The following is a 19,799-nucleotide window of genomic DNA, read 5'->3' as shown; positions in this document are numbered from 1 at the left end:
CCGGCCATCGCCTGTCAAGGTCGCCCCTGCCATCGCCAGCCGCTAGACTATGGCTTTCCTGCGGCAGCCTGACCATGACTCCCCTGATCTTCGTCACCGGCGGCGTGGTGTCCTCGCTTGGCAAGGGCATCTCGGCGGCATCGCTGGCGGCCATCCTCGAAGCCCGCGGCCTGCGCGTGACGATGATGAAGCTCGACCCCTACATCAACGTCGACCCGGGCACGATGAGCCCGTTCCAGCACGGCGAGGTCTACGTCACCGACGACGGCGCCGAGACCGACCTCGACCTCGGCCACTACGAGCGCTACGTCAACGTGCGCCTGTCGGGCAAGAACTCGATCACCACCGGCAAGATCTACGAGCACGTGATCCGCAAGGAGCGCCGCGGCGACTACCTGGGCGCCACCGTGCAGGTGATCCCGCACATCACCGACGAGATCAAGCGCTGCATCGACGTGGCCACCCACGGCTTCGACGTGGCCCTGGTCGAGATCGGCGGCACGGTGGGCGACATCGAGTCGCTGCCGTTCCTGGAGGCGATCCGCCAGATCCGCACCGAGCGTGGCCCGGACAAGGCCCTGTTCCTGCACCTGACCCTGGTGCCGTACATCGCCGCCGCCGGCGAGCTCAAGACCAAGCCCACCCAGCACTCGGTGAAGGAGCTGCGCTCGATCGGCATCCAGCCCGACGTGCTGCTGTGCCGCAGCGAGCAGCCGCTGCCCGACAGCGAGCGCCGCAAGATCGCCCTGTTCACCAACGTCTCCGAGAAGGCGGTCATCTCGGTGGTGGACCTGGACAACATCTACAAGATCCCGATGTGGCAGCAGAACCAGGGGCTGGACGCCTTCGTCGTCGAGCGCCTGCGCCTGGCCGACAAGGCCGCACCGGTGGCCGACCTGTCGGAGTGGGAGGCGGTGGTGGACGCCACCCAGCATCCGATCGACGAGGTCACGATCGCCGTGGTCGGCAAATACGTCGACCACAAGGACGCCTACAAGTCGGTGGCCGAGGCCCTGCGCCACGGCGGCATCCGCCAGCGCACGCGGGTCAACCTGAAGTGGGTGGAGTCGCAGGACATCGAGCGCCACGGCGCCGCGGCCACGCTGGAAGGCGTCGACGGCGTGCTGGTGCCGGGCGGCTTCGGCGACCGCGGCTTCGAGGGCAAGGTGCTGACCTCGAAGCACGCGCGCGAGACCGGCCTGCCGTACTTCGGCATCTGCTACGGCATGCAGGCGGCGGTGGTCGACTTCGCGCGCCACGTGGCCGGGCTGGACGGCGCCAACAGCAGCGAGAACGACCGCCAGACCCCGCACCCGGTCATCGGCCTGATCACCGAGTGGCGCACCAAGACCGGCGAGGTCGAGCGCCGCGGCGAGGACAGCGACCTCGGCGGCACCATGCGCCTCGGCCTGCAGGAACAGCGCCTGAAGCTGGGCACCCGGGCGCGCGCGCTGTACGGCAAGGACGTGGTCGCCGAGCGCCACCGCCACCGCTACGAATTCAACAACCGCTACCGCACCCAGCTCGAGGACGCCGGCCTGGTGGTCAGCGCCAAGTCCATGGACGACCTGCTGGTCGAAATGATCGAGCTGGCCGACCACCCCTGGTTCATCGCCTGCCAGGCCCACCCCGAATTCCTCTCCACCCCGCGCAGCGGCCACCCGCTCTTCATCGGCTTCGTCCGCGCGGCGCGCGAGCGCAGGGCGGGCGGGAAGCTGCTGAAGGAAGCGAGTGCGTGAAAGGATTTGCCACGGATTTACGCGGATGTTCACGGATCTGCACGGATCAAGCAGAGCCGGAGTGGTCCGTGCTTGACGTGGACGTCCCCGCCTTTTCCAGGGCATCCGCTTTTGTCCCATCCGTGAAAATCCGCTCCTATCCGCGTCAATCCGTGGCAAAAAAAGGCTTCTGAATGAAACTCTGTGGATTCGACGTTGGCCTCGACCAGCCGTTCTTTCTCATCGCCGGCCCCTGCGTGGTCGAAAGCGAGCAGCTGCAGCTGGACGTGGCCGGGCGGCTGAAGGAGATCACCGCGGCGCTGGGGATCAACTTCATCTTCAAGTCGAGCTTCGACAAGGCCAACCGCACCTCGGGCACCGCGTTCCGCGGGCCGGGCATGGAGGAAGGCCTGAGGGTGCTCGGCGAGGTGAAGCGGCAGATCGGCGTGCCGGTGCTGACGGACGTGCACGAGTACACGCCGATGGACGAGGTCGCGAGCGTCGTCGACGTGCTGCAGACCCCGGCCTTCCTGGTGCGCCAGACCGACTTCATCCGCAAGGTCTGCGCCGCCGGCAAGCCGGTGAACATCAAGAAAGGCCAGTTCCTGTCGCCGTGGGACATGAAGCCCGTGGTCGAGAAGGCAAAGGCCACCGGCAACCCGGACATCATGGTCTGCGAGCGCGGCGCCAGCTTCGGCTACAACAACCTGGTCAGCGACATGCGCAGCCTCGCGGTGATGCGCGACACCGGCTGCCCGGTCGTGTTCGATGCCACCCATTCGGTGCAGCTGCCGGGCGGGCAGGGCACCTCCAGCGGCGGCCAGCGCGAGTTCGTTCCGGTGCTGGCACGTGCCGCCATTGCCGTCGGCGTCTCCGGCGTCTTCATGGAAACCCACCCGGACCCCGCCAAGGCGCTGAGCGACGGCCCGAACGCCTGGCCGCTGGACAGGATGCGCGCGCTGCTTGAAACCATGCTCGACCTGGATGCCGTCACCAAGCGTGCCGGTTTCCTGGAAAGCCAGATTTAAGAAGAAGGATTTGCCACGGATTGACGCGGACAAGGGCGGATTCACACGGATAGAGCGAAGACCTTCCAGTGTAGGAGCAGCTGTAGCTGCGACCGCACTTCGGTCGCGATGTCGGGATCGCAGCTATAGCTGCTCCTACATCAGAAATGATCCTGCTTTTGCTTTATCCGTGTGAATCCGCCCTTATCCGCGTCAATCCGTGGCAAAAAATGCTCTCCCGTAATCCCACATAAAGCGACAAAGCGAGACCATGACCAATATCGCCAAGATCCATGCCCGTGAAATCCTCGACAGCCGTGGCAATCCCACGCTGGAAGCCGAGGTGACCCTCGTCGATGGCGCGTTCGGTCGCGCCATGGTGCCCTCGGGCGCATCGACCGGAACCCGCGAGGCCGTGGAGCTGCGCGACGGCGACCGGACCCGCTACCTCGGCAAGGGCGTGACGCAGGCGGTGGGCAACGTCAACGGCACGATCGCCGAGGCGCTCAAGGGCTTCGATGCCGCCGACCAGGCGGGCCTCGACAAGCGCCTGATCGACCTCGACGGCACCGACAACAAGGGCCGGCTGGGTGCCAATGCGCTGCTGGGCGTGTCGATGGCGGCGGCGCACGCGGTGGCGGCCTCGCGCCGCATCCCGCTGTGGCAGCTGCTGGCCGGCGATCGCGCGCCGGTGCTGCCGGTGCCGATGATGAACATCATCAATGGCGGTGCGCACGCCGACAACAACGTCGACTTGCAGGAGTTCATGGTGCTGCCGGTGGGCTTCGACTCGTTCTCCGAAAGCCTGCGCGCGGGCACCGAGATCTTCCACGCGCTGAAGTCGGTGCTGAAGGGCCACGGTCTGTCGACCGCGGTCGGCGACGAGGGCGGTTTCGCGCCCGACCTGCGCAGCAACGTCGAAGCACTCGACACCATCCTGGAAGCCATCGGCAAGGCCGGCTACCGTGCCGGCGACGACGTGCTGCTGGGCCTCGACGTGGCCTCCAGCGAGTTCTACGACAACGGCAAGTACCACCTGGTCGGCGAGGGCAAGCGCCTGTCGGCCGAGCAGTTCACCGACTTCCTGGCCTCCTGGAGCGACCAGTACCCGATCGTCACCATCGAGGACGGCATGGCCGAGGCCGACTGGGACGGCTGGAAGCTGTTGACCCAGCGCCTGGGCGATCGCGTGCAGCTGGTCGGCGACGACCTGTTCGTGACCAACCCGTCGATTTTCCGCCAGGGCATCGACACCGGTACCGCCAACGCGATCCTGATCAAGGTCAACCAGATCGGCACGCTGACCGAGACCCTGGAGGCCATCGCCATGGCCGACCAGGCCGGCTACGCCGCGGTGGTGTCGCACCGCTCCGGCGAGACCGAGGACACCACCATCGCCGACATCGCGGTGGCGACCACGGCCACCCAGATCAAGACCGGCTCGCTGTGCCGCAGCGACCGGGTCGCCAAGTACAACCAGCTGCTGCGCATCGAGGAGTCGCTGGGTGCCCAGGCGCGCTTCGCCGGTCGCGACGCCTTCGTCTCGCTGAAGCGCTGACGCCACCCGCCATGCGCACGCTGCGGATCGTGCTGGTCGTGCTGGTCGCGCTGCTGGCGTGGCTGCAGTACCGGCTGTGGTTCGGCAGCGGCGGCACGCAGGAGGTCGCCGGGCTGCAGGACCAGGTCGAACAGCAGGCGCGGCAGAACGATGGCCTGCGCGACCGCAATGCGGCGCTGGCGGCCGAGGTTGCCGACCTGAAGTCAGGCGAGGCGGCGATCGAGGAGCGCGCACGCGCCGAGCTGGGCATGATCCGGCCCGGGGAAACGTTTTACCGGGTGGTCGAGCGCACGCCGCCCGCGCCCGCTGCGGACGCCTCCCCGTCGGACGCGGACGAAGGAGAGACGCGATGACCTGGGCCGTGGTCCCGGCCGCCGGGCGCGGCACGCGCTTCGGGGGCGAGGTGCCCAAGCAGTACCTGCAGGCCGGCGGTGAGCCGCTGCTCGTGCACAGCCTGCGCGCGCTGTTCGCGCATCCGTCGGTGCAGGGCGTGGTGGTGGCGTTGGCCGACGGCGACGCGCACTGGCAGGGCTGGAGCGACGGCAGCGGCCGCCCGGTGATCGCCTGCACCGGCGGCGGGAGCCGCGCCGAATCGGTGCTGGCAGGCCTGGCCGCGCTGCCCGGCGACGTGCGCGAGGACGCTTTCGTGCTGGTGCACGACGCGGCGCGCCCGAACCTGCAGCTGGCCGACCTTGCCGCGTTGCTCGAGCGCGGCCGCGAGGATCCGGTGGGCGCGATCCTGGCCACGCCCGTGCGCGACACGCTCAAGCGCGCCGGCGACGACGGCGGCATCGACGCCACCGAGCCGCGCGAGCGCCTGTGGCGCGCGCAGACGCCGCAGTTGTTCCGCCGCCTGCAGCTGCGCCGGGCGCTGGACGCCGCGGCCGCCGACGGCATCGAGGTCACCGACGAGGCCATGGCCATGGAGCGCCAGGGCCTGCGGCCGCTGCTGGTCGAGGGCGCCGAGGACAACATCAAGGTGACCACGCCGGCCGACCTGGCCTATTTCGAATTCCTGCTGGAAAGGAGGGGCCCGTGACCATCCGCATCGGCCACGGCTACGACGTGCATGCTTTCGGTGAGGGCGACCATGTGATGCTCGGCGGGGTGCGCGTGCCGCATGACCGTGGGCTCGTCGCGCACAGCGACGGCGACGTGATCCTGCATGCACTGTGCGATGCGATCCTCGGTGCGCTGGCGCTGGGCGACATCGGCCTGCACTTCCCGCCGTCCGACGCGCGCTGGAAGGGCGCCGACAGCCGCGCGCTCCTGCGCCACTGCGTGGCGCTCGCCGCCGGGCGCGGCTGGAAGGCCGGCAACATCGACGCCACGGTGATCTGCGAGCGACCCAGGGTCGGCCCGCACGCGCAGGCCATGCGCGAGGCGATCGCGGCCGACCTCGGCATTGCGCTCGACGCGGTGAGCGTCAAGGCCACCACCAGCGAGCGCCTGGGCTTCATCGGCCGCGAGGAGGGCATCGCCGCGCAGGCGGTCTGCCTGCTGGTCGAGGCCTGAGCGATGCCGGCGATGAGCGCTTGCCTGCGCGCACGCGCGTGAGCACGGCCGCATGAGCATGGCCGCATGAGCACGGATCTGCCGCGCGCCCATGGCGCTGCCGTGCTGGCCGCGCGCATCCGCGTCACGCCCGAGGATTTCGATGTCACCGAACTCGACGGCTTCGAGGCCAGCGGCGCCGGTGAGCACCTGCTGCTGACCATCGAGAAGCGCGGCATGAACACCGCCTTCGTCGCGCGGCTGCTGGCGGAGTGGGCCGACGTCGATGAGCGCGCGATCGGCTATGCCGGCCTCAAGGACCGGCACGCGGTCACCCGCCAGCGCTTCAGCGTGCAGCTTCCGGGACGCGCCGCGCCCGACATCGCCGCGCTGGAACGCGACGACGAGGCCACGGGGCAGCGGCTGCGGGTGCTTGGCCAGGCCCGACATTCGCGCAAGCTCCCGCGCGGCGCGCTGGACGGGAACCGCTTCGTGCTCGTGCTGCGCGAGGTCGCCGGCGGGCACGCGGCGATCGACGAGCGGCTGCAGGCGATCGCCGCGCGGGGCGTGCCCAACTACTTCGGCGAACAGCGCTTCGGCCACGGCGGCGGCAACGTCGACAAGGCCGGGCGCATGTTCGCCGGCCTGCGCGTGCGCCGCGACGAGCGCGCGCTGCTGCTGTCGGCGGCGCGCTCGGAGCTGTTCAACCGGGTGCTGGCGGCCCGCGTCGCCGGCGGCAGCTGGGACCAGGGCCTGGACGGCGAGGCCTGGATGCTCGACGGCAGCCGCAGCGTGTTCGGGCCCGAGCCCTGGAGCGACGCGCTCGCCGCGCGCCTGGCGGCGTTCGACATCCATCCCAGCGCGCCGCTGTGGGGCCGCGGCGAGCTTCGCAGCGCGGGCGCCGCGCAGGCGCTGGAGCGCGACGCGATTGCCGATGCCGCCAGCCTCGCGCTGAGGGCCGGCCTGGAAGCGGCGGGCCTGGCGCAGGAGCGCCGCGCCACCCGCTTGCGCCCCGCCAGCCTGGAATGGCAGTGGCGCGAGGCCGACGCTTTGGAGCTGCGCTTTTCGCTGCCGGCGGGCACCTACGCGACCTCGGTGTTGGCCGAACTTGGCCCGGTGCACGAGCCGGGCGCGCCGCGCCTGCCGCCCGTCGGAAACTGAGCCAGGGCACTGGCCGGCCGCGCGCTGCGGCGTATATGTGGAATGCGCCCGGAAACCTTGGCGCAACCACAGGAGAAGGCCATGAACAGGTTGTTCCAGGCAGTCCTGGTCGCATCCGCGACGCTGGCGCTCTCGGCATGCGCGAGCAGCGGCGGCATGGCGTCGGCCCCGGGTCCCGCGACAGGTCCGCAGCAGGGCGAGCGGATCCTGACAGACGGCGAGTACGTGTCGGCGGTCGAACGGGTCGCGCGCAGCCGCGGCGTCCACGTGCAGTGGGTCAATCCGCCGCAGCGGCGGTTCCCCGCCGGGCTGGCGTCGCGCTGAGTCAGCGCCGCGCGAGCAGCACCAGCACCGCGCCGGTCCCGCCCTGGGCGGGCGGCGCGGAATGGAAGGCCAGCACGTCCGCGCGATGGCGCAGGATGCGGTCGACCACGTTCTTCAGCACCGGCAGGCTGTCGTCGGAATTGATGCCCTTGCCGTGCACCACGCGCACGCAGCCGTAGCCGGCGTCGCGCGCCTCGCCCAGGAAGCGGCGCAGCAGGATTTCAGCGGTGGCCGCATCGCTGTGGTGCAGGTCGAGTTCGTCCTGCGCGGCATAGAGCCCCTGTGACAGCCGCTTGAGGGTGCGCGGCGGCACCTGCTCGCGCCGGTGCGACAGCACGTCGCCGCGCTCGATCGAGAAACCCTCGCCGCGGCCCAGGCGGAAATCCTCGCGCGCCTGCGCCTCGTCGCGTTCGGCCATGCGCGCGCGCGGTCGGGGGCGTGGCCGCTCGGGGGGCGCCGGCGTGGCGGGCAGTTCACGCACCGGACCGATCGCCGCGCGGAACAGCGCGGCATCCTCGTCGTCGTCGTGCGTGTCATCGCGTCCGGCCATGCTGCAAGCCTAGCGCGGGGGACCCGTGCCGTCGCGTTCCGTTATCATGAACGCAATGAAAATCCTCGTTAGCAACGACGACGGCGTCGACGCCCCCGGCATCCACGCGCTCGCCGCCGGCCTGCGGGCCGCGGGCCACGAGGTCACCGTCGTCGCCCCCGATCGCGACCGCTCCGGCGCCAGCAATTCGCTGACGCTCGACCTGCCGCTGCAGGCCGTGCAGCTCGACGCCGGCACCTGGCGCGTGCACGGCACGCCGACCGACTGCGTGCATGTCGCGATCACCGGCATGCTCGACCACGACCCTGACATCGTGGTCTCCGGCATCAACAACACCGCCAACCTCGGCGACGACGTCATCTATTCCGGCACCGTCGCCGCGGCGATGGAAGGCCGCTTCCTGGGCCTGCCCGCGGTCGCGGTGTCGCTGGTCACCCGCGACCACCAGGGCCGGCACTACGAGACCGCCGCGCGTGCCGCGGTCGAGATCGTCGCGCGCCTCAGGGCCGATCCGCTGCCGGCCGACACCATCCTCAACGTCAACGTGCCGGACCTGCCGTGGTCGGAGATCGAGGGCTTCGAGGTCACGCGCCTGGGCAACCGCCACCGCGCCGAAGCCTGCATCCCGGCGCAGGACCCGCGCGGACGCCACTTCTGGTGGATCGGCGGCGCCGGTGCCGAAGCCGATTCCGGCCCGGGCACCGATTTCCACGCCGTGCGCACCCGCCACATCGCCATCACCCCGATCCAGGTCGACCTGACGCGCTACCAGGCGCTGGAGCAGGTCGCGGCCTGGGTCGGTGGCCTCGAGGAGGCCCTGCGCAACGGAGGGCAGGCATGACGCCGCGGCTGCGCCTGCAGCCCGAGGCGCTGGGCATGGGCATGACCTCGCAGCGCGTCCGCGACCGCCTCATCGAGCGGCTGCGCGGCAATGGCATCACCGACGAGCGCGTGCTCAACGCCATCCGCACCGTGCCGCGCCACCTCTTCATCGACGAGGCGCTGGCGACCCGTGCCTACGAGGACACCGCGCTGCCGATCGGCCACGGCCAGACCATTTCCCAGCCCTGGGTGGTGGCGCGGATGACCGAGGCGCTGTTCGCCGATGGCGCGCAGCCGGTACGCGTGCTCGAGGTCGGCACCGGTTCCGGCTACCAGGCCGCGATCCTCGGCGCGCTCGGGCTGCAGGTGTACACGGTCGAGCGGATCGGCGACCTGCTGCGGGTCGCGCGCAAGCGCTTCCGCTCGCTGGGCCTGAACGTGCGCAGCAAGCACGACGACGGCCGCGTCGGCTGGCCGGAGGAGGCGCCCTTCGACGGCATCCTGGTCACCGCCGGTGCCCCGGCGCTGGTCGACGCGCTCACCGCGCAGCTTGCGCCCGGCGGCGTTCTGGTGGCGCCGGTGGGCGCAGCGGGCGCGCAGTCGCTGCTGCGCCTGCGCAAGGACGCCGAAGGCCAGATCGTGCAGGACACACTGGCCAGCGTCGCCTTCGTGCCCCTGCTGTCCGGACTGGTGGACTGAGCCATGACACGACCGATTCCGCCGTCCGCCCCGCTGGGCGAACAGTCCCTGCGCACCCAGCTGGAAGGGATCATCGAACGCCTGCCCACCGGCTCGATGAGCCTGGGGGAGCTGCTGGCCATCATCGGCGACGAGGGCCTGCTGGTGCTGTCGATCCTGCTGACCCTGGTGTTCCTGATCCCGGTGTCGATCCCCGGCGTCAGCACGGTGTTCGGCGCGGCGATCCTGCTGGTGGGCCTGAGCCGGGTCTCGGGCCGGCCGCTGTGGGTACCCGCGCGGCTGGCCGCGCGCCCGCTGCCGGCCGACCGGCTGCGGCCGGCGCTCACCGGCGGCATGGCCTGGGTGCGCCGGCTCGAGCGCATCAGCCGTCCCTACCGCCTCTCCTCGCTGGTCGACGGCCGCGCGCAGCAGTTGTTCAACAACCTGGCCTTCATCTTCGCCGCGCTGCTGCTGATGGCGCCGTTCGGATTCGTGCCGTTCAGCAACACCATCCCCGCGATCGCGCTGCTGCTCTACGCTGTGGGCTTCATCCAGCGCGATGGCGTCGCGGTGCTCCTCGGTCACCTCGCCACCATCGGCACGGTGGTCTATTTCAGCGTCCTGATCGGCGGCGGCGGCCTGGCCCTGCAGCACCTGTGGCAGCGCTTCGCCGGGTGAGTCGCCACGCCCTGTCCCACACGGAGGTTTCCCCGCGCATGCCCCTGGTCCGTCGATCCGCCCGCCTCGCCCTGGTCCCCCTCGTCGCGCTGGTGCTGGCGCTTGCCGGCTGTGGCACGAGCAAGGTGGTCCGCGAAGGTGGCGGCAGCGCGGCGCGCGCCTCCACGCCCAAGCCGGGGCAGACGGTCGGCGTGCGCCGGGGCGACAACCTCTACCGCCTGGCGGTGAACAACGGCATCAGCCCGCTCGACCTGGCGATGTGGAACGGCATCCAGCCGCCTTACACGATCTATCCCGGGCAGACGCTGCGGCTGTATCCCTCGTCGGGCGCGACCGGCGGACGCGCCTCCACGCCGGCGGCCGCGTCGCGCAGCCGCGGCAGCGCACGCCCGCCCACCGACAGCCGCGGACGCGTGGTGCAGCCGACCCGGGCGCCGCCGCAGCCGACCGGGCCCGCGCCGGTGCGCAGCGCGGTGTCCTGGCGCTGGCCGGCCGACGGCAACCTGGTCAGCCGCTATGTCGAGGGCGATCCGACCAAGCAGGGCATCGGCGTGGCCGGTTCCGCCGGGCAGGCGGTGCGCGCCGGCGGCGACGGCGTGATCGTGTATTCCGGTTCCGGCCTGGTGGGCTACGGCGAGCTGATCATCATCAAGCACGACGAGCAGTGGCTGTCGGCCTACGGCCACAACCGCAAGCGCCTGGTGGGCGAGGGCGACCGGGTCAAGGCCGGCCAGCAGATCGCGGAAATGGGCCGCACCGGCGCCGACCGCGACATGCTGCACTTCGAGATCCGCTACAACGGCAAGCCGGTGGACCCGCTGCGCTACCTGCCGCAGCGCTGACGACCGCCTCAGTCGCCGGAGAGGATGAAGCCCGCGACCACCCGGCGGCCTTCGCTGGCCAGCACGTTGAAGGTGCGCGCGGCGGCGCCGTTGGTCATCGCCTCCAGGCCGACGCCCCGTGCGAGGCACGCGGCCATTGTGCGCGGCGGAGGAAAGGCCTGCGCATCGCCGGTGCCGAGGATGATCACTTCGGGCTCGAGCGCGAGCAGCGCGTCCAGCTGGGCCGGCTCCAGGCCGGCGATGGGCGAAGCGGCCCAGTCCTCGATCAGGCGGGTCGGCGAGACAATGAAGCTCGCCAGCAGGCGACGGTCGTTGACCAGGGCCGAGCGGCCATCGGCGCCGCGCAGCACGTATTCATAGTCAGGGCGTTCCTGGACCAGGTCCATCGCGTCGTCCGGCTCCTCAGCCGCGCGGAAGCACGATCTGGCGCTTCTCGGCGTTGGGCCGGTAGAGCACGGCCACGTGCCCGATGCGCTGCACGAGGGCCGCGCCGGTGCGCTGGGCCAGGTCGCCGATGAGCGCATCGCGCTCCTCGCGGTCGGCCGCGCCCACCTTCACCTTGATCAGCTCGTGGTGTTCGAGCGCGCCGGCGATCTCGGCCACCACCGCGTCGGTCACGCCCTTGCCGCCGACCTGCAGCATGGCCTTGAGCCCATGGGCCTGCCCGCGCAGGAAACGATTCTGGGCGGCGGTGAGCTCGACGGTCATGGAGGCTGCGGTCAGGTACGGAGGGGCACGCAGGGTATCATGGCCGACCCCCCGCTCCCCCGACGCAGGCGATGGCCACCCGCAGCAAAAGCAGCCAGCGCTGGCTCCAGGAGCACTTCAGCGACCCCTTCGTGAAGAAGGCGCAGGCCGAGGGCCTGCGTTCGCGCGCCGCCTACAAGCTGGAAGAGCTGGTCGAGCGCGACCGCCTGCTGAAGCCGGGCATGACCGTCGTCGACCTCGGCGCCGCCCCGGGCGGCTGGTCGCAGTGGGTCCGCCAGGCCCTGGGCGACAGTGGCCGGGTGATCGCGCTGGACATCCTCGAGATGCCCGCCCTGGCCGGCGTGGAGTTCATCCACGGGGACTTCAGGGAGGACGCGGTACTTTCACAGCTGGAATCCACCCTTGGCGCTGCACGCGTGGACCTTGTCTTGTCGGACATGGCCCCCAACAAGAGTGGTGTGACAGCCGTCGACCAGCCGCGGGCCATGTACCTGGCCGAGCTTGCGATGGATTTCGGTGACCGGCACCTGCGTCCGGGCGGCGATTTCCTGATCAAACTGTTCCACGGGGCCGGTTTCGACGACTACGTGCGCGAGCTGCGCCGGCGTTACGCGAAGGTGGTGGTCCGCAAGCCTGCGGCCTCGCGCCAGCGTTCGCCGGAAGTCTATGCGCTGGCGCAGGGCAAGCTGGCCCGGCTGAAGTAAAGCCGGATGAAGTAAAGCCGGATGAAGTAAATTGGCGGCGATGCCGCGGAGAGTGGAATGAACGACCTGGTCAAGAATCTGATGCTGTGGGTAGTGGTCGCCGTCGTGCTGATGGTGGTCTTCAACAGCTTCAGCCCCAAGGTGCCCGGCAGCCAGGAGGTCATGTACTCGCAGTTCATGTCCGAAGTGCGCACCGACCGCATCAAGGCTGTGGACATCGCCAGCGACGAGCGCTCGGTGCAGTTCCAGCGCAAGGACGGCAGCAGCGGCATCACCACCGCGCCGCGCCGCGACGAGCGCATGGTCGACGACCTGATGAACCACAACGTGGAGATCAAGCAGGCGCCGCCGGAGTCGGGCGTCACGCTGTGGTCGCTGCTGCTCAACTTCCTGCCGGTGCTGCTGATCATCGGCTTCTGGTTCTTCATGATGCGGCAGATGCAGCAGGGCGGCAGCAAGGGCGCGATGTCCTTCGGCCGCTCGCGCGCCAAGCTGCTCAGCGACGACCAGGTCAAGGTCACCTTCGCCGACGTCGCGGGTTGCGACGAGGCCAAGGAAGAAGTGTCCGAGCTGGTCGAGTTCCTGCGCGACCCCTCGCGCTTCCAGAAGCTCGGCGGCAAGATCCCGCGCGGCGTGCTGATGGTCGGCCCGCCCGGCACCGGCAAGACGCTGCTGGCCAAGGCCATCGCCGGCGAGGCCAAGGTGCCGTTCTTCTCGATCTCGGGCTCCGACTTCGTCGAGATGTTCGTCGGCGTCGGCGCCAGCCGCGTGCGCGACATGTTCGAGCAGGCCAAGAAGCACGCGCCGTGCATCATCTTCATCGACGAGATCGACGCCGTCGGCCGCCACCGCGGTGCCGGCCTCGGCGGCGGTCACGACGAGCGCGAGCAGACGCTCAACCAGCTGCTGGTCGAGATGGACGGCTTCGAGGGCGGCGAGGGCGTGATCGTGGTGGCTGCCACCAACCGTCCCGACGTGCTCGATCCGGCGCTGCTGCGCCCGGGCCGCTTCGACCGCCAGGTCGTGGTGGGCCTGCCCGACGTCAAGGGCCGCGAGCAGATCCTGCAGGTGCACATGCGCAAGGTGCCGCTGGCCGACGACGTCGAGCCGATGGTCGTCGCGCGCGGCACGCCGGGCTTTTCCGGCGCGGACCTCGCCAACCTGGTCAACGAGGCGGCGCTGTTCGCCGCGCGCGAGAACGCGAAGGACGTCCGTATGGACCACTTCGACAAGGCGCGCGACAAGATCCTGATGGGCGCCGAGCGCCGCTCGATGGCCATGAGCGAGGAAGAGAAGACCAATACCGCGTACCACGAGGCGGGCCACGCCATCGTCGGCCGCCTGGTGCCGGATCACGACCCGGTCTACAAGGTCACGATCATCCCGCGTGGCCGCGCGCTGGGCGTGACCCAGTTCCTGCCCGAGGGCGACCGCTACAGCTCGACCCGCGAGAGCCTGCACAGCCGCCTGGCGACGCTGTACGGCGGCCGCGTGGCCGAGGAGCTGATCTTCGGTTCGGACAAGGTCACCACCGGTGCCTCGAACGACATCGAGCGTGCGACCAAGATGGCGCGTGCCATGGTCACCAAGTGGGGCCTGTCGGAAGAACTCGGTCCGATCGCCTACGGCGAGGAAGAGGACGAGGTGTTCCTGGGCCGTTCGGTCACCCAGCACAAGAGCGTGTCCGACGAGACCGCGCGCAAGATCGACGAGGAAGTGCGCGACATCCTCGCCAGCGCCTACACCCGCACCAAGGCGATCCTGACCGAGCACCTCGACAAGCTGCACACGATGGCCAAGCTCCTGCTGGAGTACGAGACCATCGACGTGCCGCAGATCGACGCGATCATGGAAGGCCGCGACCCGCCGCCGCCGATCGGCTGGAGCAAGCCCCTGCCCAAGGGCGACGACGACGGCGAAGCCGGCGGCAAGCGCCCGATGCCGATCTCGCCGGACCCGGCCCCGCAGGCCTGACGCGCGGTCGATGCAACCTGAAAAGCCGGGCCTCGTGCCCGGCTTTTTCTTGCTTCATTCCCCCCGTTGGGAGAGAGATGCGCAGGGCGGGAGGACCGATCACTCCCCGTGTAGGAGCGGCTATAGCCGCGATGTTGACGACACCCTGGCTGCGATGTTGCTAGCAGTGCTCCGTTGGAGTCCACGCCGCCCGTCCCGCGCACAGGGGGCGTGCTACGCCGGCCGTCTCCGCGTCCTGCTGCCAGCGGCCGGGCGCCGGCCATCCATGGCCGGCTCTCCGCACACCCCCTGCACGCGGGACGGGCTCCGGCCTTTATCGGCTTCGGAACCGGAAGCAAGAGCGGTCGCGGCGGGAAGACTCCGGGTCAACTGACGCACCGGCTCACATGACCAAGACGCAACGGCTTGCCGCTGCCTGGCTTGTCCGCCACCGGATCGCGAAAGAGGTCGGACCCGCCGCGGATGCAGGGGGGATGGCCAGAGCCGGCCATGGATGGCCGGCGGCCGGAACTGGGAGCAGGACAGCGAAGATTCCGGCTGGTCATCCCCCCTGCATCCGCGGCGGGCACCGCTGATCGCCCCGCACCACGCGCTCGCGGCGCATCAGGTAGAGGCCGCTGGCGACGATGATCCCCGCGCCCAGCCAGGTCATGCCGTCCGGCAGCGCGCTCCACAGCACCAGGTCGAGCAGCACCACCCAGACCAGGGCGGTGTATTCCAGCGGCGCGATCAGCGAGGCCTCGCCCAGGCGGAAGGCGTGGGTCAGCGCCACCTGTCCGAGGGTTCCGGACACCGCGACCCCCGCGAGCAACCAGCCGTCGGCCGCGCGCAGCGGTACCCAGTCCGGCCAGGCGAGCAGGCCCGCGCCCACGGCCACCATCGCCAGGAACCAGAACACCAGCGCCTGCGCGCTGTCGCGCTGGGCCAGCATCCTCACCGTCACCACCGACGCCGCGTAGCAGACCGTGGCGAACAGGACCAGGAGGCCGGCCCGGGTCAGCATGCCCTCGCCGCCGGGACGCAGCACCACCAGCACGCCGATGATGCCGACCACGATCGCGGCCCAGCGCCGGGGCCCGACGTGCTCGCGCAGCAGGGGCACGGCCATCGCGGTCACCAGCAGCGGACCGACGAAGGTGATCGCATAGGCAGTCGACATCGGCAGGTCTCGCAGGCCGGCAACGAAGCACGACAGGAACAGCACGCCGAGCACGCCGCGCAACAGGTGCAGCGGCCAGTGCACGCGCAGCAGCGGACGCAGGCCCGTGGTCGAGAGCGCCCAGGCCAGGACCAGCGGCAGGCCCACCGCGCCGCGCAGCGCCGCGACCTGCATCGGCGGGTAGTGGCCGGCCAGCTGCTTCATGCAGGCGTCCATCACGCACAGCACGGCGACCGCGAACAGCATCGCGAGCACGCCGCGACGGTGGTCGCGCGCAGCCGCGGCCTCGGCACCGCCGTCGCCGGCGACGCCGGGGGTGACCGGTTCCACCGCCGGCTCAGACCGCGAAGCTGGCGGCGTCGATCACGAAGCGGTAGCGCACGTCGCCGCGCAGCATCCGCTCGTAGGCATCGTTGATGCCGTCGGCGTCGATCAGCTCGATGTCGCTGGCGACGCCGTTGGCGGCGCAGAAGTCGAGCATCTCCTGGGTTTCGCGGATGCCGCCGATCAGCGAGCCGGCCAGGCGCCGCCGGGCCATGACCAGGGACGAGGCCGCCACCGGGGTCGGCTCGGGAATGCCCAGCAGCACCATCGTCCCGTCGATCTTCAGCATCTGCAGGTAGACGTTGTAGTCGTGCGCGGCGGAGGCCGTGTCGAGGATCATGTCGAAGCGCTTCGCCAGCCGGCGCACCGCGCCGCGGTCGCTGCCGACAACCTCGAAGGCGTGCGCACCCAGCTTCAGCGCGTCCTCGCGCTTGCGCTCCGAGGTGCTGAGCACGGTCACGCGCGCGCCCAGCGCGACGCCCAGCTTGACCGCCATGTGGCCCAGCCCGCCGAGTCCGACCACGCCCAGCTCGTCCCCTTCCTTCAGGCCGAAGTGGCGCAGCGGCGACCAGGTGGTGATGCCGGCGCACAGCAGCGGCGCCGCGCGATCCAGCGGCAGGCCGTCGGGGATGCGCAGCACATAGTCCTGGTGCACGGTGATGCGCGTGGAATAGCCGCCCTGGGTGGTCTCGCCGGTCGAGGGGTCAAGGCTGCCGTAGGTGGCGACCATGCCCTTCTCGCAGTACTGCTCCTCGCCGGCCGCGCACTGCGCGCAGCTGCGGCAGGAATCGACGAAGCAGCCGACACCCACCGCATCGCCCACCGTGTAGCGGTCCACGCCCTCGCCGACGGCGGCGACATGGCCGACAATCTCGTGGCCCGGCACGAGCGGATATTCGACCGGACCCCACTCACCGCGCACGGTATGCAGGTCGGAATGGCAGATGCCGCAGTAGCGGATGTCGATCAGGACCTCGCCGGGGCGCGGATCGCGGCGCTCCAGGCTCCATGGGGCCAGCGGCGCGGTGGCCGAGGTGGCGGCATAGGCGGCGGTCGTGTGCATGGCGGGCTCCGGGGCGGTTCTGGGGGACGGGCGCCCATGATGCACGAGGCCCCGGCCATCGGCGTTGCGGTACCCTGAGCCCCTGTTCCCCCGCACCGGAAACCGCGCCATGCCGTCCTTCGACATCGTCTCGGAAGTCGACACCCACGAGCTCACAAACGCCGTCGACCAGGCCAACCGCGAGCTCACCACGCGCTTCGATTTCAAGGGCGTCGACGCCGCCTTCGAACGCGAGGAGGCCGTGATCACCCAGCGCGCGCCCAGCGACTTCCAGCTGCAGCAGATGACCGACATCCTGCGCGCGCGCCTGGCGGCGCGGAAGATCGACACGCGCTGCCTGGAATTCGGCGACGTCGAGAGCAACCTCGCCGGCGCGCGGCAGAAGGTCACGGTCAAGCAGGGCATCGAGCGCGAGCTGGCGAAGAAGATCGGCAACGAGATCAAGGCCGCGAAGCTGAAGGTCGACACGCAGATCAACGGCGACAAGCTGCGCGTCACCGGCAAGAAGCGCGACGACCTGCAGGCCGCGATGGCCCTGCTGCGCAGCAAGGAATTCGAGCAGCCGCTGCAGTTCGACAACTTCCGCGACTGACCCGGCGATGCACGCGACCGACGATCCGATCGCCGACACCCGCCGCTGGCTGGAACGCGCGGTCATCGGGCTCAACCTGTGCCCGTTCGCCAAGGCGGTGGTCGCCAAGGACCAGGTGCGGATGGTGCTGAGCGATGCGCGCGACGAGGCGACGCTGCTGTCCGAGCTGGGCGCGGAGCTGTTGCGCCTGCGCGACACGGCGGCGACCGAGGTCGACACGACGCTGATCGTGCATCCGCAGGTGCTGTCCGATTTCCTGGACTACAACGACTTCCTCGAGACCGCCGATGCGCTGGTGGCCGAGCTCGAGCTGGAGGGCGTGCTGCAGGTCGCGAGCTTCCATCCGCACTACCAGTTCGCCGACAGCCATCCCGACGACATCGCCAACTTCACCAACCGCTCGCCGTGGCCGACGCTGCACCTGCTGCGCGAGGACAGCGTGTCGCGCGCGGTCGAGGCGTTTCCCGATCCGGACGAGATCGTCGAGCGCAATGTGGCGACGCTGGAGAAGCTCGGGCTCCCCGGGTGGCGCGCGCTGTTCGAGGACGTGCCCAGCGGCTAGCGGCTTCTTGTGGGAGCGCGTGCCGCAATCCCGACAGCGAAAATCCGGTCGCGGTCGGCGTCGTCGAGCAGCCGCCACTCGCCTTCCGGCAGGTCGTCCAGCGACAGGCCACCGACGCGGCTGCGGTGCAGCGCGACCACGTGGTGGCCGACGGCGGCGAACATGCGGCGCACCTGGTGGTAGCGGCCTTCGTGCAGCGTCAGGCGCGCCTGCGTCGGTGACACGACCTCGAGCCCGGCGGGCAGCAGGGGGGTCTTTTCGGACTCCAGCATCAGCGTGCCGCTGGCGAAGATCGCCGCCTCGTCGCCGCGCAGGGGTTCGGCCAGCGTGGCCTCGTAGATCTTGGGCAGCTTCGCTTTCGGCGAGATGATCCGGTGCAGCAGCTGGCCGTCGTCGGTCATCAGCAGCAGGCCGCTGGTGTCGCGGTCGAGGCGGCCGACCGTGGACAGGGTGGGCGAGCGCAGCGCGAAGCGTGGCGGCAGCAGGTCGTAGACCACGCGGCCGCGATCCTTCGTCGAGCAGGTATGGCCCACTGGCTTGTGCAGCATCAGCAGCAGGCCGGGCGGCGGTTCCAGCGGCTCGCCGTCCACGCGGACGTCGTCCCACGCGGGCGCGTCGTCGGCGTACAGCACCTCGCCCGCGGCGTCGGTGACCCGGCCTTCGCGGAACATCAGCGCCACCTGCTTGCGGCTGCCGTAGCCGAGGTTGGCCAGCGACTTGACCAGCTTCATCGCGGCGGACGCCCGCCGCGCGCGCCGCCCGCCTTCACCGCTTCGACGACCTTGAAGCCGCCTTCCTGGGCCACCAGCCGGGCTTCGCCGAAGCCCGCGCCGAGCGCCTGTTCGTAGGGCAGGTGGCGGTTGGCGACCAGCCACAGCCGGCCGCCCGGCCGCAGCGCCTGCGCGGCGGCGGCGATGAAGGCGCGGCCGATGTCCGGGCGCTCGCGGCCGTCGGGCGCGTGGAAGGGCGGATTGGTGACCACGACGTCGTAGGCGCCGGGCACGCCCGCCACCACGTCGTGCCAATGGAAGCCCAGCGCGGCGCGCGACGCGAAGCCGGCCAGGTTGTGGCGCGCCATCGCCAGCGCGCGGGCGTCGGCCTCGTAGGCGTCGAGCGCACTGATGCCGGGGCTGCGCTCGAGCAGTTCGGCCGCGAGATAGCCATAGCCGGCGCCGAGGTCGGCGGCGCGGCCGGCCAGGTCGGCCGGCAGGTGCCGGGCGAGCAGGCCGGATGCCGCGTCGATGCGGTCCCAGGCGAAGACGCCGGGCCGGCTCAGGAAGCGGCCTCCGGCCACCTGTCTCGGGGCATCGAGGTCGCGCCACTGCGCGGCCAGCGCGGGGTCGGCGCCGGGCTGGCCGGCGGCGGCCCAGAACACGCGGCACTTGTGCTTGCTGCGCGTGGTCACCGGACCGGCGATGCGGACGAAATCGGCTTCGGCGGACTTCGCTCCGGCGTCGTTGGCGACGCTGGCCACCACCATCGCGCCCGGTGCCGCGCGCGACAGCGCCTCGGCAAACAGCGCGCGCGCCTCGTCGCGCTGGCGTGGCGGCAGCACGAGGACCAGCGGCCTCGCGACGTCGGCCTCGCCCGCGCCGGTCGCCACCGCCTCATCGGCGACGGTGAAGCCCGCGCGCACCAGTGCGTCCGCGTCGGGCCGGAACGGCGCTTCGCAGGCCAGCCCGGGCCAGTCCGCCGCGACCAGGGCGGCGCCCGCGCGCGCGCGCAGGAACACGGCACCGGGCGCGCGCGCCAGGTCTCCGCTGGCGAAGGGAAGCATCAGCGCGTCGAGGGCGGGATCGCCGTGGATGGCCATCGTGGCTCCGGTGGAGGAAACAGGGCCGCGATTGTAGTGCCGCGGGCCGCGCGCACGTCGCGCCCACG

Annotated in this window: 23 protein-coding genes; 16 read left to right on the top strand and 7 right to left on the bottom strand. The window is 70.7% G+C overall.

Annotation, left to right across the window (positions count from 1 at the left end; all coding sequences use genetic code 11):
* Positions 1–74 precede the first annotated feature (74 nt).
* From JG616_RS11810 to JG616_RS11775, 8 genes are all read left to right on the top strand, one after another.
* Positions 75–1,739, top strand: a complete 1,665-nt coding sequence (locus JG616_RS11810) for a CTP synthase (protein ID WP_199392684.1) — start codon at positions 75–77, stop codon at positions 1,737–1,739.
* A 173-nt stretch (positions 1,740–1,912) separates the two neighbouring features.
* Positions 1,913–2,746: a 3-deoxy-8-phosphooctulonate synthase gene (gene kdsA / locus JG616_RS11805; RefSeq protein WP_199392683.1), complete on the top strand. Its 834-nt coding sequence runs from the start codon at positions 1,913–1,915 to the stop codon at positions 2,744–2,746.
* A 250-nt stretch (positions 2,747–2,996) separates the two neighbouring features.
* Complete coding sequence (gene eno, locus JG616_RS11800; RefSeq protein WP_199360954.1) at positions 2,997–4,283, top strand: phosphopyruvate hydratase; 1,287 nt, start codon at positions 2,997–2,999, stop codon at positions 4,281–4,283.
* A gap of 11 nt (positions 4,284–4,294) precedes the next feature.
* Positions 4,295–4,636 carry a cell division protein FtsB gene (ftsB, locus tag JG616_RS11795; protein WP_199392682.1) on the top strand — a complete coding sequence of 114 codons (342 nt, stop codon included), beginning with the start codon at positions 4,295–4,297 and terminating at the stop codon, positions 4,634–4,636.
* Positions 4,633–5,322: a 2-C-methyl-D-erythritol 4-phosphate cytidylyltransferase gene (ispD, locus tag JG616_RS11790; RefSeq protein WP_199360960.1), complete on the top strand. Its 690-nt coding sequence runs from the start codon at positions 4,633–4,635 to the stop codon at positions 5,320–5,322. The genes ftsB and ispD overlap by 4 nt, the downstream gene beginning before the upstream one ends.
* The gene (ispF, locus tag JG616_RS11785; RefSeq protein WP_199392681.1) at positions 5,319–5,798 is read left to right on the top strand and encodes a 2-C-methyl-D-erythritol 2,4-cyclodiphosphate synthase; all 480 of its coding nucleotides are present in this window, start codon (positions 5,319–5,321) and stop codon (positions 5,796–5,798) included. The genes ispD and ispF overlap by 4 nt, the downstream gene beginning before the upstream one ends.
* Positions 5,799–5,864: 66 nt before the next feature.
* Entirely contained in the window at positions 5,865–6,938 is a 1,074-nt protein-coding gene (truD, locus tag JG616_RS11780) for a tRNA pseudouridine(13) synthase TruD (protein WP_199392680.1), read from the top strand.
* Between the two features lie 81 nt (positions 6,939–7,019).
* Positions 7,020–7,262: a hypothetical protein gene (locus tag JG616_RS11775; RefSeq protein WP_199392679.1), complete on the top strand. Its 243-nt coding sequence runs from the start codon at positions 7,020–7,022 to the stop codon at positions 7,260–7,262.
* 1 nt (position 7,263) lies between these two features.
* On the opposite strand, the gene JG616_RS11770 is transcribed toward JG616_RS11775, so the two are convergent.
* Positions 7,264–7,812: a Smr/MutS family protein gene (locus JG616_RS11770; protein WP_199392678.1), complete on the bottom strand. Its 549-nt coding sequence runs from the start codon at positions 7,810–7,812 to the stop codon at positions 7,264–7,266.
* A gap of 55 nt (positions 7,813–7,867) precedes the next feature.
* Between JG616_RS11770 and surE the strand changes: the two genes are divergently transcribed.
* Genes surE through JG616_RS11750 form a run of 4 tightly spaced genes read left to right on the top strand, consistent with a single transcriptional unit; the run spans position 7,868 to position 10,832 of the window.
* Complete coding sequence (gene surE / locus JG616_RS11765) at positions 7,868–8,653, top strand: 5'/3'-nucleotidase SurE (protein WP_199392677.1); 786 nt, start codon at positions 7,868–7,870, stop codon at positions 8,651–8,653.
* Complete coding sequence (locus JG616_RS11760; protein WP_199392676.1) at positions 8,650–9,333, top strand: protein-L-isoaspartate(D-aspartate) O-methyltransferase; 684 nt, start codon at positions 8,650–8,652, stop codon at positions 9,331–9,333. Before surE ends, JG616_RS11760 begins: the two co-directional genes overlap by 4 nt.
* A gap of 3 nt (positions 9,334–9,336) precedes the next feature.
* Positions 9,337–9,990 (top strand): exopolysaccharide biosynthesis protein, encoded by a 654-nt coding sequence (locus JG616_RS11755; protein ID WP_199392675.1) that lies wholly within the window; start codon positions 9,337–9,339, stop codon positions 9,988–9,990.
* A 38-nt stretch (positions 9,991–10,028) separates the two neighbouring features.
* Positions 10,029–10,832 carry a peptidoglycan DD-metalloendopeptidase family protein gene (locus JG616_RS11750; RefSeq protein ID WP_199392674.1) on the top strand — a complete coding sequence of 268 codons (804 nt, stop codon included), beginning with the start codon at positions 10,029–10,031 and terminating at the stop codon, positions 10,830–10,832.
* 8 nt (positions 10,833–10,840) lie between these two features.
* Here JG616_RS11750 and JG616_RS11745 read toward each other — a convergent pair whose 3' ends face one another.
* The gene (locus tag JG616_RS11745) at positions 10,841–11,218 is read right to left on the bottom strand and encodes an Mth938-like domain-containing protein (RefSeq protein WP_199392673.1); all 378 of its coding nucleotides are present in this window, start codon (positions 11,216–11,218) and stop codon (positions 10,841–10,843) included.
* 16 nt (positions 11,219–11,234) lie between these two features.
* Complete coding sequence (gene yhbY, locus JG616_RS11740) at positions 11,235–11,540, bottom strand: ribosome assembly RNA-binding protein YhbY (RefSeq protein ID WP_199360980.1); 306 nt, start codon at positions 11,538–11,540, stop codon at positions 11,235–11,237.
* A gap of 71 nt (positions 11,541–11,611) precedes the next feature.
* Here yhbY and rlmE point away from each other — a divergent pair, with 71 nt between their 5' ends.
* Together rlmE and ftsH are read left to right on the top strand one after the other, a co-directional pair.
* Positions 11,612–12,244: a 23S rRNA (uridine(2552)-2'-O)-methyltransferase RlmE gene (gene rlmE, locus JG616_RS11735; RefSeq protein ID WP_199360983.1), complete on the top strand. Its 633-nt coding sequence runs from the start codon at positions 11,612–11,614 to the stop codon at positions 12,242–12,244.
* A 57-nt stretch (positions 12,245–12,301) separates the two neighbouring features.
* Entirely contained in the window at positions 12,302–14,218 is a 1,917-nt protein-coding gene (gene ftsH, locus JG616_RS11730; RefSeq protein WP_199360985.1) for an ATP-dependent zinc metalloprotease FtsH, read from the top strand.
* A 541-nt stretch (positions 14,219–14,759) separates the two neighbouring features.
* On the opposite strand, the gene JG616_RS11725 is transcribed toward ftsH, so the two are convergent.
* Positions 14,760–15,632 (bottom strand): DMT family transporter, encoded by an 873-nt coding sequence (locus JG616_RS11725; protein ID WP_255531897.1) that lies wholly within the window; start codon positions 15,630–15,632, stop codon positions 14,760–14,762.
* An 82-nt stretch (positions 15,633–15,714) separates the two neighbouring features.
* Positions 15,715–16,764, bottom strand: a complete 1,050-nt coding sequence (locus tag JG616_RS11720) for an NAD(P)-dependent alcohol dehydrogenase (RefSeq protein WP_199392672.1) — start codon at positions 16,762–16,764, stop codon at positions 15,715–15,717.
* A 109-nt stretch (positions 16,765–16,873) separates the two neighbouring features.
* On the opposite strand from JG616_RS11720, the gene JG616_RS11715 reads away from it, so the two are divergent.
* Together JG616_RS11715 and JG616_RS11710 are read left to right on the top strand one after the other, a co-directional pair.
* A complete protein-coding gene (locus JG616_RS11715) occupies positions 16,874–17,356 on the top strand; it encodes a YajQ family cyclic di-GMP-binding protein (RefSeq protein WP_199360084.1) in 483 nt (160 codons plus the stop codon).
* Positions 17,357–17,363: 7 nt separating this feature from the next.
* The gene (locus tag JG616_RS11710; RefSeq protein ID WP_199392671.1) at positions 17,364–17,918 is read left to right on the top strand and encodes a DUF1415 domain-containing protein; all 555 of its coding nucleotides are present in this window, start codon (positions 17,364–17,366) and stop codon (positions 17,916–17,918) included.
* Here JG616_RS11710 and JG616_RS11705 read toward each other — a convergent pair.
* Complete coding sequence (locus tag JG616_RS11705; RefSeq protein ID WP_199392670.1) at positions 17,915–18,649, bottom strand: 16S rRNA pseudouridine(516) synthase; 735 nt, start codon at positions 18,647–18,649, stop codon at positions 17,915–17,917. The genes JG616_RS11710 and JG616_RS11705 overlap by 4 nt on opposite strands.
* Entirely contained in the window at positions 18,646–19,731 is a 1,086-nt protein-coding gene (locus JG616_RS11700; RefSeq protein WP_199360081.1) for a class I SAM-dependent methyltransferase, read from the bottom strand. Before JG616_RS11700 ends, JG616_RS11705 begins: the two co-directional genes overlap by 4 nt.
* Positions 19,732–19,799: the final 68 nt, after the last annotated feature.

It is taken from the genome of Luteimonas sp. MC1895 (assembly GCF_016457215.1).
GTDB lineage: Bacteria > Pseudomonadota > Gammaproteobacteria > Xanthomonadales > Xanthomonadaceae > Luteimonas.
Note: the sequence above shows the minus strand (reverse complement) of the source record. Positions and strands in the feature narration are given on the sequence as shown.

Coding starts and splice junctions, on each gene's coding strand:
- JG616_RS11705 (WP_199392670.1), bottom strand. CDS start 18,649: ATGAAGCTGGTCAAGTCGCTGGCCAACCTCGGCTACGGCAGCCGCAAG.
- JG616_RS11700 (WP_199360081.1), bottom strand. CDS start 19,731: ATGGCCATCCACGGCGATCCCGCCCTCGACGCGCTGATGCTTCCCTTC.
- JG616_RS11810 (WP_199392684.1), top strand. CDS start 75: ATGACTCCCCTGATCTTCGTCACCGGCGGCGTGGTGTCCTCGCTTGGC.
- truD (WP_199392680.1), top strand. CDS start 5,865: ATGAGCACGGATCTGCCGCGCGCCCATGGCGCTGCCGTGCTGGCCGCG.
- ftsB (WP_199392682.1), top strand. CDS start 4,295: ATGCGCACGCTGCGGATCGTGCTGGTCGTGCTGGTCGCGCTGCTGGCG.
- JG616_RS11750 (WP_199392674.1), top strand. CDS start 10,029: ATGCCCCTGGTCCGTCGATCCGCCCGCCTCGCCCTGGTCCCCCTCGTC.
- eno (WP_199360954.1), top strand. CDS start 2,997: ATGACCAATATCGCCAAGATCCATGCCCGTGAAATCCTCGACAGCCGT.
- JG616_RS11760 (WP_199392676.1), top strand. CDS start 8,650: ATGACGCCGCGGCTGCGCCTGCAGCCCGAGGCGCTGGGCATGGGCATG.
- JG616_RS11745 (WP_199392673.1), bottom strand. CDS start 11,218: ATGGACCTGGTCCAGGAACGCCCTGACTATGAATACGTGCTGCGCGGC.
- JG616_RS11770 (WP_199392678.1), bottom strand. CDS start 7,812: ATGGCCGGACGCGATGACACGCACGACGACGACGAGGATGCCGCGCTG.
- JG616_RS11755 (WP_199392675.1), top strand. CDS start 9,337: ATGACACGACCGATTCCGCCGTCCGCCCCGCTGGGCGAACAGTCCCTG.
- ftsH (WP_199360985.1), top strand. CDS start 12,302: ATGAACGACCTGGTCAAGAATCTGATGCTGTGGGTAGTGGTCGCCGTC.
- ispD (WP_199360960.1), top strand. CDS start 4,633: ATGACCTGGGCCGTGGTCCCGGCCGCCGGGCGCGGCACGCGCTTCGGG.
- surE (WP_199392677.1), top strand. CDS start 7,868: ATGAAAATCCTCGTTAGCAACGACGACGGCGTCGACGCCCCCGGCATC.
- yhbY (WP_199360980.1), bottom strand. CDS start 11,540: ATGACCGTCGAGCTCACCGCCGCCCAGAATCGTTTCCTGCGCGGGCAG.
- JG616_RS11720 (WP_199392672.1), bottom strand. CDS start 16,764: ATGCACACGACCGCCGCCTATGCCGCCACCTCGGCCACCGCGCCGCTG.
- rlmE (WP_199360983.1), top strand. CDS start 11,612: ATGGCCACCCGCAGCAAAAGCAGCCAGCGCTGGCTCCAGGAGCACTTC.
- kdsA (WP_199392683.1), top strand. CDS start 1,913: ATGAAACTCTGTGGATTCGACGTTGGCCTCGACCAGCCGTTCTTTCTC.
- JG616_RS11775 (WP_199392679.1), top strand. CDS start 7,020: ATGAACAGGTTGTTCCAGGCAGTCCTGGTCGCATCCGCGACGCTGGCG.
- JG616_RS11715 (WP_199360084.1), top strand. CDS start 16,874: ATGCCGTCCTTCGACATCGTCTCGGAAGTCGACACCCACGAGCTCACA.
- JG616_RS11710 (WP_199392671.1), top strand. CDS start 17,364: ATGCACGCGACCGACGATCCGATCGCCGACACCCGCCGCTGGCTGGAA.